The 12,492-nt window shown below is 66.9% G+C and carries 10 protein-coding genes; 9 read left to right on the plus strand and 1 reads right to left on the minus strand.

All coding sequences use genetic code 11. The annotated features are described in order from the left end of the window. Positions 1–21: 21 nt before the first annotated feature. The 6 genes from MUU56_RS06420 (at position 22) to dmeF (ending at position 7,873) form a co-directional block, all read left to right on the plus strand. Complete coding sequence (locus tag MUU56_RS06420) at positions 22–1,041, plus strand: quaternary amine ABC transporter ATP-binding protein (RefSeq protein WP_244766654.1); 1,020 nt, start codon at positions 22–24, stop codon at positions 1,039–1,041. Positions 1,042–1,045: 4 nt separating this feature from the next. Beyond that, complete coding sequence (locus MUU56_RS06425) at positions 1,046–3,079, plus strand: ABC transporter permease (RefSeq protein WP_244766478.1); 2,034 nt, start codon at positions 1,046–1,048, stop codon at positions 3,077–3,079. Continuing rightward, entirely contained in the window at positions 3,079–3,990 is a 912-nt protein-coding gene (locus tag MUU56_RS06430) for a phosphotransferase (protein WP_244766479.1), read from the plus strand. The genes MUU56_RS06425 and MUU56_RS06430 overlap by 1 nt, the downstream gene beginning before the upstream one ends. Further along, positions 3,987–6,428 carry a GcvT family protein gene (locus MUU56_RS06435; protein WP_244766480.1) on the plus strand — a complete coding sequence of 814 codons (2,442 nt, stop codon included), beginning with the start codon at positions 3,987–3,989 and terminating at the stop codon, positions 6,426–6,428. Before MUU56_RS06430 ends, MUU56_RS06435 begins: the two co-directional genes overlap by 4 nt. 89 nt (positions 6,429–6,517) lie before the next feature. Next, positions 6,518–6,790 (plus strand): metal/formaldehyde-sensitive transcriptional repressor, encoded by a 273-nt coding sequence (locus MUU56_RS06440; RefSeq protein ID WP_064332969.1) that lies wholly within the window; start codon positions 6,518–6,520, stop codon positions 6,788–6,790. Positions 6,791–6,877: 87 nt separating this feature from the next. Then, on the plus strand, positions 6,878–7,873 hold the full coding sequence (gene dmeF, locus MUU56_RS06445) for a CDF family Co(II)/Ni(II) efflux transporter DmeF (protein WP_244766481.1): 996 nt from the start codon (positions 6,878–6,880) through the stop codon (positions 7,871–7,873). Between the two features lie 13 nt (positions 7,874–7,886). Here dmeF and MUU56_RS06450 read toward each other — a convergent pair whose 3' ends face one another. Further along, entirely contained in the window at positions 7,887–8,528 is a 642-nt protein-coding gene (locus MUU56_RS06450; protein ID WP_244766482.1) for a class I SAM-dependent DNA methyltransferase, read from the minus strand. A gap of 80 nt (positions 8,529–8,608) precedes the next feature. Here MUU56_RS06450 and MUU56_RS06455 point away from each other — a divergent pair, with 80 nt between their 5' ends. The 3 genes from MUU56_RS06455 to MUU56_RS06470 all read left to right on the plus strand — a co-directional run bounded on the left by MUU56_RS06455 (position 8,609) and on the right by MUU56_RS06470 (position 12,490). Further along, on the plus strand, positions 8,609–9,514 hold the full coding sequence (locus MUU56_RS06455; RefSeq protein ID WP_244766483.1) for a choline kinase family protein: 906 nt from the start codon (positions 8,609–8,611) through the stop codon (positions 9,512–9,514). A gap of 202 nt (positions 9,515–9,716) precedes the next feature. Continuing rightward, on the plus strand, positions 9,717–10,745 hold the full coding sequence (locus MUU56_RS06460) for a substrate-binding domain-containing protein (protein WP_133034068.1): 1,029 nt from the start codon (positions 9,717–9,719) through the stop codon (positions 10,743–10,745). A gap of 224 nt (positions 10,746–10,969) precedes the next feature. Then, complete coding sequence (locus MUU56_RS06470; RefSeq protein WP_244766655.1) at positions 10,970–12,490, plus strand: sugar ABC transporter ATP-binding protein; 1,521 nt, start codon at positions 10,970–10,972, stop codon at positions 12,488–12,490. Positions 12,491–12,492: the final 2 nt, after the last annotated feature.

Consider the following 12,492-nt stretch of genomic DNA (forward strand, 5'->3'; position numbering starts at 1 on the left):
GATCACGCGACCGGAATGACGATGGCCTCTAGCGAACCGAAACTTGTCTGCCGCGGCGTCTGGAAGATCTTTGGCGCAGGCGGCAGATCCTTGGCCGGCCCTTCGGCCGCGCGGCTGACGAGCGCGGACCTGCGCGCGGCCGGCGCCGTCGGCGCGGTGCGCGACGTCAATATCGAGGTACGCGAGGGCGAGATCTTCGTCATCATGGGCCTATCCGGCTCGGGCAAGTCGACGCTGGTGCGCTGCCTCTCGCGCCTCATCGAGCCGACCTCCGGCGACATCCTCTTCAACGGCGAGAACCTGCTTGCGGCAAGCGAGGCGCGGATGATCGAGATCCGCCGCCACCAGATGGGCATGGTCTTCCAGCATTTCGCCCTGCTGCCGCACCTCACCGTACTGGCGAATGTCGCCTTTCCGCTGGAGATCCAGGGCATCGAGCGGGCAGCGCGCGAGGAGCGGGCGCGGCGCATGATCGACCTCGTCGGTCTTTCCGGCCGCGAGAACGCCTTCCCGCGCGAGCTGTCCGGCGGCCAGCAGCAGCGCGTCGGCATTGCCCGCTCGCTCGCCGCCGAACCGGAGCTCTGGTTCCTCGACGAGCCCTTTTCCGCGCTCGACCCGCTGATCCGCCGCGAGATGCAGGACGAGTTCCTGCGCCTGCAATCGGTGCTGAAGAAGACCATCGTCTTCATCACCCACGATTTCGACGAGGCGATCCGCCTTGCCGACCGCATCGCCATCATGAAGGACGGCGAGATCGTGCAGGCGGGCACGCCCGAGGATCTCGTGCTGAACCCGGCGACGCCCTATGTGGCGGAGTTCACCCGCAGCGTCGCCCGGGCCAAGGTCGTCAAGGTGGCCGCCCTGATGCGGCCGCTGAACGGCACGCTGCCGCCGGCCTCGATCCGTGCGAATGCGCCGGTGGCCGAGGCCGCGCCGCTCTTTTCGCGCGGCGCGGAGACGCTTGCCGCGGTCGACGGGGCGGGAACGCCCGTCGGCCTCATCGACCGTGCGGCGGTCGTCGACGTGATGATGCGGGGCTGACGGCATGGGCGCGTCCTTCCCCGTCCTCCAGCCCGTCTCCGAGCCGATCCCGGAAAACCCGGCCTCGCGCGGTGCGGCGCGGGCGCGCTGGCTGTGGCCGCTCGCGCTCGCCCTCTTCGTCCTCTTCTGGCAGTTCGGCGAGGGCTTTGCGAAATGGGCCTTCTCCTATCCGCGCGCCCTCGAGATCCCGGCGGCGCGCTGGATCGGCAGGGCGGCGAAATGGCTGGTGGACGAGGCGAGCTTCGGCCTCTTCACCTTTACGGACCTTACCCGCTTCCTCGCCGATATCATCGACGTTCCCTACCGGGTGGCGCTCGGCCTCCTGTCGAGCGGCCTCCTGTCGGGGCAGGGCTCGAGCGCCGTGCAGCACCTGCCGCCGCTCTCCTGGCTTGCGGTGCTCGCCATCGTCGCGCTGATCGGCCACCATGCCGGCGGTGCGCGGCTCGCCGCGCTCGTCACGGCCTGCTTCGGCTTCCTTGTCATCTTCGGCCAGTGGACGAGCGCCATGGTGACGCTCGCCTCCATCGTCGTCGCCGTGCCGATCGGCGTGCTGGCCGGCCTCCTGCTCGGCCTTGCCGCCTGGCGCTGGCCGTTCTTCGAGCGGATGCTGGTTCCCGTTCTCGACCTCATGCAGACGATCCCGGTCTTCGCCTATCTCGTGCCCGTGCTCGTCTTCTTCGGCTTCGGCCCGACGGCGGCGATCGTCGCGACGCTGATCTATGCCCTGCCGCCGATGGCGCGCGTCACCATCCTCGCCATGCGCTCCGTGCCGGCGGAGATCCGCGACCTCGGCAACATGGTCGGCTGCAGCCGGCGGCAGATGACCTGGAAGGTCATGGTGCCGTCTGCCAAGGACAGCCTGATGGTCGGCGTCAACCAGGTCATCATGCTTTCGCTGAACATGGTCATCATCGCCTCGATGATCGGCGCCGGCGGCCTCGGCTTCGACGTGCTCGCCGCGCTCCGCCGCCTCGATATCGGCGCAGGCCTCGAAGCGGGGCTGGCGATCGTCGCGCTCGCCGTGGCGCTCGACCGGTTGAGCCAGGCCTATGCGGAAAAGGCCGGCCGGCCGGCAGCCGGCATCGCGGCGGGCGGCGGCTTCGTCTCCCGCCACCCCTATCTCGTCGCCGCACTGACGATCGTCGTCGCGACCTTCCTCGCCGGGCTTGCCATGCCGGCACTGCAGAGCTTCCCGGAACGCTGGCAGGTCTCCACCGGCACCTTCTGGTCCGAAGTGGTGCGCTGGATCAACGTCAATTTCTTCGACGCGCTGGAGGCGATCCGCAACGTCATCCTCCTGAACATCCTCGTGCCGCTGAAGCGGCTGCTCGGCGACCTTCCCTGGGCCGGTGTCGTCGCGCTGCTGGCATTGGCGGGCTACCGGCTGGGCGGCCTGCGCCTTGCCGCGCTGGTCGGCGTGCTTTCCTTCCTGATCGCCGCGACCGGGCAATGGGAGAAGGCGATGATCACCGTCTATCTGTGCGGCATCTCCGTCGTCTTCGCCTGCCTCATCGGCGTGCCGCTCGGCATCCTGGCGGCCGAGCGCGAACGGCTGTGGCGCTGGCTCCAGCTCGTCATCGACACGCTGCAGACGCTGCCGTCCTTCGTCTATCTCATGCCCGTCGTCATGCTCTTCCGCGTCGGCGATTTCACCGCGATGATCGCTGTCGTCGCCTATGCCGTCGTGCCGGCGATCCGCTACACGGTGCTGGGTCTCCAGCGCGTCGATCCGCGCGTGGTGGAGGCGGGCCGCGCCATGGGCTGCACGTCCGGGCAGATCCTCGCCAAGATCAAGCTGAAGCTGGCGCTGCCGGAAATCCTGCTCGGCCTCAACCAGACGATCATGTTCGCCCTCTCCATGCTGGTCATCACCGCACTGGTTGGCACGCGCGATCTCGGGCAGGAGGTCTATATCGCGCTCACCAAGGCCGATACGGGCCGCGGTATCGTCGCCGGCCTCTCGATCGCCTTCATCGCCATCATCGCCGACCGGCTGATCTCCGCCGGCGCGAACCGCATCCGCGAGAGGATGAGCTGATGGAGGGCCATGTCGAGCTCAGCCGCGCCGTCGAGGACCGCGTCCGCGCTCTGCCCTGCTGGGCGGGCCGCATCGAGATCGCGCCCTTGAAGGGCGGCATCAGCAACGAGAGCTATCTCGTCAGCGATGCGGCGGGGCGTCATGTCGTGCGCTTCGGCCGGGATTACCCTTTCCACCATGTCTTCCGTGAGCGGGAGCTGATGACGGCGCGGGCGGCCCATGCGGCCGGCTTCGGCCCGGAGGTGCGCTACGCCGAGCCCGGCGTCATGGTCTCGGCCTTCCTCGGCGCGAAGACATTCGGCGCCGCGGATGTCGCCGCCGAGCGGCGGCGCGTGGCGGACCTGCTGCGCCGGTTCCACGACGAGATGCCGCAGGAGGTGAGCGGCGCCGCCTTCCTCTTCTGGCCCTTCCATGTGGTGCGCGACTATGCCCGCACGCTGCGGGAGGGCGGCAGCCGCATGAAGCCGCACCTTCCGGGCTATCTGGCGCTTGCCGAGGAACTGGAGGCGGCACAGGCGCCGCTGCCCATCGTCTTCGCGCACAACGACCTCTTGCCGGCCAATATTCTCGACGACGGCGCGCGGCTCTGGCTGATCGACTTCGAATATGCCGGCTTCTCCACCGCCATGTTCGACCTTGCCGGCGCCACCTCCAATGCCGGGCTTTCGCCCGACGAGGCGGAGGATTTCCTCGCCGCCTATTTCGCCGGCGCCCCCGACCCGGCGATCCTTCGCTCGCATGCCGCCATGCAATGCGCCTCGCTGCTGCGCGAGGCGATGTGGAGCATGGTCTCCGAACTCCACCTGACAGCCCCCGGCGCCGACTATGTCGGCTACACCGCCGAAAATCTCGATCGTCTCGATAGGGCGCTCGACCATTACAGAACAAAATACGGGAAACACGCCAAATGACCCTGCCATCCCATGCTGAGATCGTTGTCATCGGCGGCGGCATCATCGGCTGCTCGACGGCCTATCATCTCGCCCGCGACCACAAGGCGAACGTGATCCTCCTGGAGCAGGGCACGCTGACCTCGGGTTCGACCTGGCATGCGGCCGGCCTCGTCGGCCAGCTCCGCTCCTCGGCGTCGATCACCCGGGTGCTGAAATATTCCGTCGATCTCTACAAGGGCCTCGAAGCCGAGACGGGCCTTGCGACCGGCTGGAAGATGACGGGATGCCTGCGGCTTGCCACCAACCAGGACCGCTGGACGGAGTTCCGCCGCCTCGCCACCACGGCCAAGAGCTTCGGCATGGAAATGCACCTCCTGACGCCGCAGGAGGTCAAGGCCATGTGGCCGCTGATGGAGGTCGGCGACCTCGTCGGCGCAAGCTGGCTGCCGACGGACGGCCAGGCGAGCCCTTCGGACATCACCCAGTCGCTCGCAAGGGGCGCGCGCATGCACGGCGCGAAGATTGTCGAGAACGTGCGCGTCACGGGCTTCGACATCGAGGACGGGCGCATTCGCCGCGTGCGCACGACGCGCGGCGACATCGCCTGCGAAAAGGTGGTCAACTGCGCCGGCCAGTGGGCGCGGCAAGTGGGCGCGATGGCCGGCATCAACGTGCCGCTGCAGCCGGTCAAGCACCAGTATATCATCACGGAAACCGTGCCGGGGCTCGCCACCGACGCGCCGACGATCCGCGATCCCGATCGCCGTACCTATTTCAAGGAGGAGGTCGGCGGGCTCGTCATGGGCGGCTACGAGCCGAACCCGCAGCCCTGGACGACCGGCGACGTGCCGGACGAGTGGGCCTACCGGCTCTTCGACGACGATTTCGACCATTTCGAGCAGCATATGGTGGAGGCGATCGCCCGCGTGCCGGCGCTGGAGAAGGTCGGCGTCAAGCAGATGATCAACGGGCCGGAGAGCTTTACGCCCGACGGCAACTTCATCCTCGGCGTGGCGCCGGAATGCAGCAACATGTTCGTCGGCGCGGGCTTCAACGCCTTCGGCATCGCCTCGGGTGGCGGGGCGGGCTGGGTTCTGGCGCAATGGGTGATCGACGGCGAGGCGCCGCTCGATCTCTGGGTGGTCGATATCCGCCGCTTTGCCGGCATGCATCGCGACCGGCAATGGGTGCTCGACCGCACGCTGGAAGCCTACGGCAAGCACTACACGATTGGCTTTCCGCACGAGGAATATGAGAGCGGCCGCCCGCGCGTTGTCTCGCCGCTCTACGAGCGGCTGAAGGCGCATGGCGCGGTGTTCGGCTCCAAGCTTGGCTGGGAGCGGCCGAACTGGTTCGCGCCGAAGGGCATGGAGGCGCGGGACGTCTATTCGATGGGAAGGCAGAACTGGTTCTCGACGGTCGGCGACGAGCACCGCCATGTGCGCGAGGCCGTCGGTATCTTCGACCAGTCCTCCTTCGCCAAATACGAGATGACGGGGCCGGACGCGCTGAAGGCGCTCGACTGGATCTGCGCCAACGATGTCGGCAAGCCGGTGGGGCGGCTGACCTATACGCAGCTTCTCAACAGCCGCGGCGGCATCGAGGCGGACCTGACGGTGGCGCGGCTCGCCGAGGAGAAATTCTACATCGTGACCGGCACGGGCTTCCGAACCCATGACCTCGGCTGGATCACGGATCATCTTCCCGGTGGCCTCGACGTGACGCTCCGCGATGTAACCGAGGATTTCGGCACGCTGTCGCTGATGGGGCCGAAGGCGCGCGACGTTCTGGCCGCGCTTGCCGATGCCGATGTCTCCAATGCCGGCTTCCCCTTCGGCCATGTGCGGGAAATCGTGCTTGCCGGCCATGTCGTGCGGGCGCTGCGCGTTACCTATGTCGGCGAGCTCGGCTGGGAGCTGCATGTGCCGATCGAGGCCATCGGCACGGTCTTCGATGCGCTGATGACGGCCGGTGCCCCGTTCGGTATCCGCCCGGTCGGTTATCGCGCGCTGGAATCGCTGCGCCTCGAAAAGGGTTATCGCGCCTGGGGTTCGGACATCACGCCGAACGACACGCCCTTCGATGCCGGCCTCGGCTGGGCGGTGAAGCTGCGCAAGAACACCGATTTCCTCGGCCGCCGGGCGCTGGAGGCCCTGCAGGGCGAAAAGCGCAAGAAGGCGCTGGCCGGTTTCACGGTCGACAATCCGGACATCGTGCTCGTCGGCCGCGAGACGATCCTGCGCAACGGTGAGCCCGTCGGCTACCTCACCAGCGGCGGCTACGGCTATACGCTCGGCAAGAATGTCGGCTACGGCTATGTGCGCCGCGCCGAGGGTGTGGACGACGATTTCCTGACGGGCGGCGACTACGAGCTCGTCGTCGCCATGGAACGCACGCCGGCGAAGATCCACCTCGAACCGCTCTACGACCCGGCCGGTGCGCGCGTGAAAGCCTGATCCTGCGGCAGGGAAGGCCTCCGGGCCTTTCCGGATCGGAGAATCCATAGTATACCCCCCTATATTATGGATTCGAAAGGCGATCCCGCATGAGCCACACCATCCAGCAGAAGGACAAGCTGATCGCCCGGGTGCGCCGCATCCGCGGCCAGATCGAGGGCATCGAACGCGCGCTGGAAGGCGAGGCGGGCTGTGCCGAGATCATGCGCCAGCTCGCCTCCGTGCGCGGCGCGCTCGGCGGCCTGACGGCGGAAGTGATGGAGGACCATCTGCGCCATCACGTGATGGAAGCCGAGACGAAGGCGGACTGTCTTCAGGGCGGCGAGGAGCTGATCGGGGTCATCCGGACCTACATGAAATAGCGCAGGTCCCGCAGCAGGGCGAAGCAGCCTTGCCGTGGGCGCTGCCGGGGGTATTCGGCCCCGCCTGCCGCAACGAAAGGGAGTCCAATGGCAAACGATACGACGGCAAGGCCAACCCACGACCACGTCTTCCTCGGCGCCGACCACAGCCGCAACGAGCGCAGGGTCTGGCTCGTCATCGCGCTGACCGCCGGCATGATGGTGGCGGAAATCGTCGCGGGCACGATCTACGGCTCGATGGCGCTGGTGGCGGACGGCTGGCACATGTCCACCCATGCCGGCGCCATGCTGATCGCGGCGCTCGCCTATTCCTATGCGCGGCGCCATGCGCGCGATCCGCGCTTCACCTTCGGCACCGGCAAGCTCGGCGATCTCGCGGGCTTTGCCAGCGCCATCGTCCTCGCCTTCATCGCCCTGCTCATCGGCTGGGAAAGCGTCCTGCGCCTTGCCGATCCGGTCGAGATCCATTTCGGCCAGGCGATCGCCGTGGCCGTCGCCGGCCTTGCGGTCAACCTTGCCAGCGCCTGGCTGCTGCGGGACGACCACGCACATCACCACCACGGCCATCACGGTCACGGCCATGGCGGCCATCATCATGACCACCATGACGATCATCACCACGACCACGATCACCACCATGCGCACGACCACCCGCATTCGGCGCGCGACAACAATCTTCGCGCCGCCTACCTGCATGTGCTGGCGGATGCGCTGACCTCCATCCTTGCCATCGTCGCACTGCTGCTCGGCCGGAGCTACGGCTGGCTCTGGGCCGATCCGGTGATGGGCGTCGTCGGGGCACTGGTCATCGTCCGCTGGTCGTGGAGCCTCATCCGCGAGGCGGGCGGCGTGCTGATCGACGCGGTGCCGGAGGGCGGGGCGCTGGCGGAGGATATCCGCACGGTGCTGGAACGCGGCGACGAGCACATCACCGACCTGCATGTCTGGCAGGTCGGCCCCGGCCATCACGCGGCCATCGTCTCGCTCTCGTCCCCGCACCCGCAGGCGCCGTCCGACTACAAGGCGCGGCTTGCCCATCTCGGCGGGCTGTCGCATGTGACGGTCGAGGTGCAGCCGGCCTGACCGGGGCCCTGCCTCAGGCGTGGCGCAGCACCTTCAGCACCACGCCGCGGCTCGGCACGGTGCCCGTCTCGCCGGGCATCGAGACATAGGGCGCGGTCTCCTCTGTCCGCGCGAGGATGCCCTCGCGCTCCAGGGCCGCCAGCCGGTCGGAAAAACCGTCGTTCCACAGCGTGTTCTTCACCGTCAGGACGAGGACGCCGCCCGGCCGCGTGATGCGGATGAGTTCCGGCAGGCCCTCGACGCCGACATGGCCCGACGTGAACACGCCGGCCGAGACGATGCCGGCGAAGTGCCCGTCGGGGAAGGGCAGGGGATTGCCGAGGGCGGCGCGGTGCAGGGCGGCATAGACGGCCTTCGCCGCCGCCCGCTGGAGCATGCCGTCGGAAATGTCGAGGCCCTCGACATGGGCATAGCCGAGGATCGCCAGCCATTCGCCGATGAGACCGGTGCCGGCGCCCGCATCGAGCAGGGGCGCGGCGCCGCGCGGCAGGTGGCGCGCGAGGAGCGCGAGGCAGATCGATGGATGGCGGTAGCCGGCGCTCGCCATGTCGGCGTCGTAGGTCTCCGCCCAGCCGTCGTAGAGGGCCGCGACCTCCTCCGTGCCGCTTGCATTGTAGACCGCGCCGAGTGCACCCTCATGATGTCCGTTTGCCATGGCCTTCCCTCATGTTTTGATGATGATAGCGAAAGGCTGAAATCTGTGAAACCGTCGCGGACGGCCAAAAGGAGGTGTTCATGAGCGAAGAGCGGCAGGCCTTGGATGCAATCGCGAAAATTCCCCTTCTGGAAGGCTATGACGGCCCGGTGGAACGGCTCGGCGGCCTCACCAATCTCGTCTTCCGCGTCCGCGACTGGTGCCTGCGCGTGCCCGGCAGAGGCACGGAGGAATATATCGACCGCGGTAACGAGGCCGTTGCGGCGCGGGAAGCGGCGCGCGTCGGCGTGGGGCCGGAGGTCTTTCACGCGGATGCGGCGACCGGATTGATGGTCACCCGTTTCATTCCCGGCGCGACGACGATGACGCCGGAGGGCTTCAAGGCCGTTTCCGGCGCGCCGGCGCGGGCGGGCGAGGCCTTCCGGCGCCTGCACGACAGCGGCGCGATCTTCCCTGCGCGCTTCGAGCTCTTCGCCATGATCGACGAGTACCTTGCCGTGCTCTCCACCAAGGATGTCGCCCTGCCGGAAGGCTATCACGAGGGGCTGCGCGAGGCGGAAACGGTGCACGCCGCGCTCGCCGCCCACCCGCTGCCCGTCGTCGCCTGCCATTGCGATCCGCTCTGCGAGAACTTCCTCGATACGGGGGATCGCATGTGGATCGTCGACTGGGAATATTCCGGCATGAACGACCCGATGTGGGACCTCGGCGATCTCTCTGTCGAGGCGGAGTTCGACCGGCAGCAGGAGGAGGCGATGATCCGCGCCTATTTCGGCGGCGAGCCGAAACCGGCCGAGCGTGGCCGGATCGTCATCTACAAGGCGATGTGCGATCTGCTCTGGACGCTCTGGGGGCTGATCCAGCTTGCGAACGGCAACCCGGCCGCCGATTTCCGGGCCTATGCGGACGGGCGCTTTGCCCGCTGCCGGACGTTGATGGCCGATCCGGTCTTTGCCGCGTCGGTGGCGGCCGTCGCGAAGGGATGAAAGATATTTCAGCCGTCGGGCTTGATTTCATGATTTAGGCATGAAATATATTTCATCGTCTGAATTATATTGACACTTCCTTTGCTTTGCGATTAGCTGCCCATACCGGACTTCGAGGAGGAATTCCGGTCTTCACGAGATAGCGGCGTCGGAACGACGCCCACGGGCTTTTGGGAGGGGCTTTCGCCCCGGAGGAGGATACTTGCGCACTTTTCTGACGACGACCGCGTTGGCGGTCCTTGCGACGACGCTTTTTGCCGGTTCCGCGGCGGCTGAGACGGAGAACCCGTTCCGCTGCAAGCCGGGCGAGAAATACGTCATGAATGTCATGGTCTCGGGCGTCGAATACTGGTTCCCGGTCTATGAGATGTTCAAGCAGGCCGGCCAGCAGCTCGGCTGCGAGACGGAATATACCGGCACGCCGGAATATGACGTCAACAAGCAGATCGCCACCTTCGACCAGGCGCTGGCACAGAACCCGGCCGGCATTCTCGTCCACCCGATGAACTCCGACCCGTTCATCGAGCCGATCAACCGCGCCATCGACCAGGGCACGGCGGTCGTGACCTTCGCCGCCGACTCGCCGCTTTCCAAGCGCGTGTCCTTCATCACCTCCGACAACACCCGCGAAGGCACCTATGCGGCCGACGCGATCGCCGAGAAGATGGGCGGCAAGGGCGAATATGCGGTCCTAGAGAACCCGGGCCAGGACAACCACGACAAGCGCATCGCCGCCTTCATCGCCCGGATGGAGGAGAAGTGGCCGGACATGAAGCTGGTCGGCCGCGCCGCCTCCAACCAGGATCCGACCAAGGCCTATCAGGGTCTTTCCAGCATCATCCAGGCCAATCCGAATCTCGGCGCGGTCTTCATGCCGGAAGCCAATTCCGCCATCGGCGCGGCGCAGGCCAACAAGGAAGCCGGCGGCAAGGTTCTCGTCATGTGCGCGGACGTCAACGCCAACATCCTCGACATGATCAAGGCCGGCGAGGTGTTCGGCTCGATCAACCCGAACCAGGGCATGCAGGGCTATATGGGCTTCATGCTGCTGTGGCTCGCCAAGCATCCGGAACTGATCGACCCGATGAACGACGCCAAGCGCTCGGGCTTCAACCCGATGAGCATCCCGGTCGTCGACAACGGCCTGTCCATCGTGACGGCGGAAAACGCCGACGATTTCTATTGGGACAAGTACCTGAAGCGTCGCGGCACCAAGGGCATCGAGGAGTAGTATCGGCGGCTCATGCCTTTGGCCGCTTCCACCGTGGCCCCCCTCTGCCCTGCCGGGCATCTCCCCCTCAAGGGGGGAGATCGGCAAGACGGAGGGCGGTGCCCATATCGAAACGGCCGACGATGGGCGAAGTGCTTCCCCCCATCTGATCTCCCCCCTTGAGGGGGAGATGCCCGGCAGGGCAGAGGGGGGAAGCTATGGACGACGATCTGGAAGGAAAGACGATGGCGGAGCCGGTGCTCACCATTCATGGCGTGACCAAGCATTTCGGGGCGGTGAAGGCGTTGACCGAGGTCGACTTCACGCTGGAACGCGGCGAGGTCCATGCGCTCTGCGGCGAGAACGGTGCCGGCAAGTCGACGCTGATGAACATCATCGCCGGCGTCCTGCAGCCGACCGAGGGCGAGATCCGCGTCGACGGCAAGGCCGTGCGCATCGCATCCCCTGCCGCCGCCCAGGCGCTCGGCATCGGCCTCGTCCACCAGGAAATCGCGCTCTGCCCGGATGCGAGCGTGGCGGAAAACATGTTCATGGCCGCCACCAACCGTCGTCGCTCGCCCTTCATGAATTACCGCGCCCTGGAGCGCGACGCGCAGGCCGTGATGAACCGCCTTGCCGCCATCGACGTCCGCCGCAAGGTGGCGGACCTGCCGATTTCCAGCCAGCAGCTCGTCGAGATCGCCAAGGCGCTGACGCTCGACTGCCGCGTGCTGATCCTCGACGAGCCCACTGCCGCGCTCACCGAAACCGAGGCGCAGCAGCTCTTCTCCATCATCCGCGACCTCAAGGCGAACGGTATCTCGATCATCTATATCAGCCACCGCATGGCCGAGATTTTCTCGCTCTGCGACCGCGTGACCGTTTTCCGCGACGGGCGCTATGTCTGTACCGACCGCATCGCCGACATCACGCCGGATGACGTCGTGCGCCGCATGGTGGGACGCGAGATCACCCAGCTCTATCCGGACAAGCTCGATACGGAGCCGGGCGCGACCATCCTCGAAGTCGATGACCTCGGTGACGGCGACCGTTTCCACGCCGTCGGTTTCACCCTGCGCAAGGGCGAGATCCTCGGCATCGGCGGCCTCATCGGCTCCGGCCGTACGGAGATCGCCGAGGGTATCTGCGGGCTGCGGCCGCACACCGCCGGCACGGTGCGCCTGCATGGCGCGGCGCAGGCGATCCGCGCCTATGCGGATGCGGTGAAGGCCGGCATCGTTTACCTCTCCGAGGACCGCAAGGGATCGGGCGTTTTCCTCGACCTTTCCATCGCGCAGAACATCTCCGTCCTGGACCTGAAATCGCTGACGGGTCCGCTCGGCCTGCTCGACCGCCGCGCCGAGGCGGCGCTGGCGGAGGACTTTGCGAAGCGCCTCGCCGTGCGCATGGGCGGCATCGACGCGCCGGTAAAATCGCTCTCCGGCGGCAACCAGCAGAAGGTGGCCATCGCCAAGCAGCTCGCGGTCAAGCCGAAGGTCATCCTGATGGACGAGCCGACGCGCGGCATCGATGTCGGCGCGAAGACCGAAATTCACCGCCTGCTGCGCGAGCTTGCGCGCGCGGGCATCGGCATCGTCGTCATATCCTCGGAAATGCCGGAGCTGCTCGGGCTCTGCGACCGCGTGCTCGTCGTCCGGGAGGGACGCATCGCGGGGGAACTCGGCGCAAAGGAGATGACGGAGGAGGCCGTGATCCGGCTCGCTTCGGGCCTGGGCACGGCAAGGGCGGCAAACCATGCCGCGTGAGA

This window comes from Shinella yambaruensis, from assembly GCF_022899355.1.
Taxonomy (GTDB): domain Bacteria; phylum Pseudomonadota; class Alphaproteobacteria; order Rhizobiales; family Rhizobiaceae; genus Shinella; species Shinella yambaruensis.

Excerpts from the sequence above, each read along its gene's own strand:
- MUU56_RS06420 (WP_244766654.1), top strand. The coding sequence starts at position 22 with ATGGCCTCTAGCGAACCGAAACTTGTCTGCCGCGGCGTCTGGAAGATC.
- MUU56_RS06425 (WP_244766478.1), top strand. The coding sequence starts at position 1,046 with ATGGGCGCGTCCTTCCCCGTCCTCCAGCCCGTCTCCGAGCCGATCCCG.
- MUU56_RS06430 (WP_244766479.1), top strand. The coding sequence starts at position 3,079 with ATGGAGGGCCATGTCGAGCTCAGCCGCGCCGTCGAGGACCGCGTCCGC.
- MUU56_RS06435 (WP_244766480.1), top strand. The coding sequence starts at position 3,987 with ATGACCCTGCCATCCCATGCTGAGATCGTTGTCATCGGCGGCGGCATC.
- MUU56_RS06440 (WP_064332969.1), top strand. The coding sequence starts at position 6,518 with ATGAGCCACACCATCCAGCAGAAGGACAAGCTGATCGCCCGGGTGCGC.
- dmeF (WP_244766481.1), top strand. The coding sequence starts at position 6,878 with ATGGCAAACGATACGACGGCAAGGCCAACCCACGACCACGTCTTCCTC.
- MUU56_RS06450 (WP_244766482.1), bottom strand. The coding sequence starts at position 8,528 with ATGGCAAACGGACATCATGAGGGTGCACTCGGCGCGGTCTACAATGCA.
- MUU56_RS06455 (WP_244766483.1), top strand. The coding sequence starts at position 8,609 with ATGAGCGAAGAGCGGCAGGCCTTGGATGCAATCGCGAAAATTCCCCTT.
- MUU56_RS06470 (WP_244766655.1), top strand. The coding sequence starts at position 10,970 with ATGGCGGAGCCGGTGCTCACCATTCATGGCGTGACCAAGCATTTCGGG.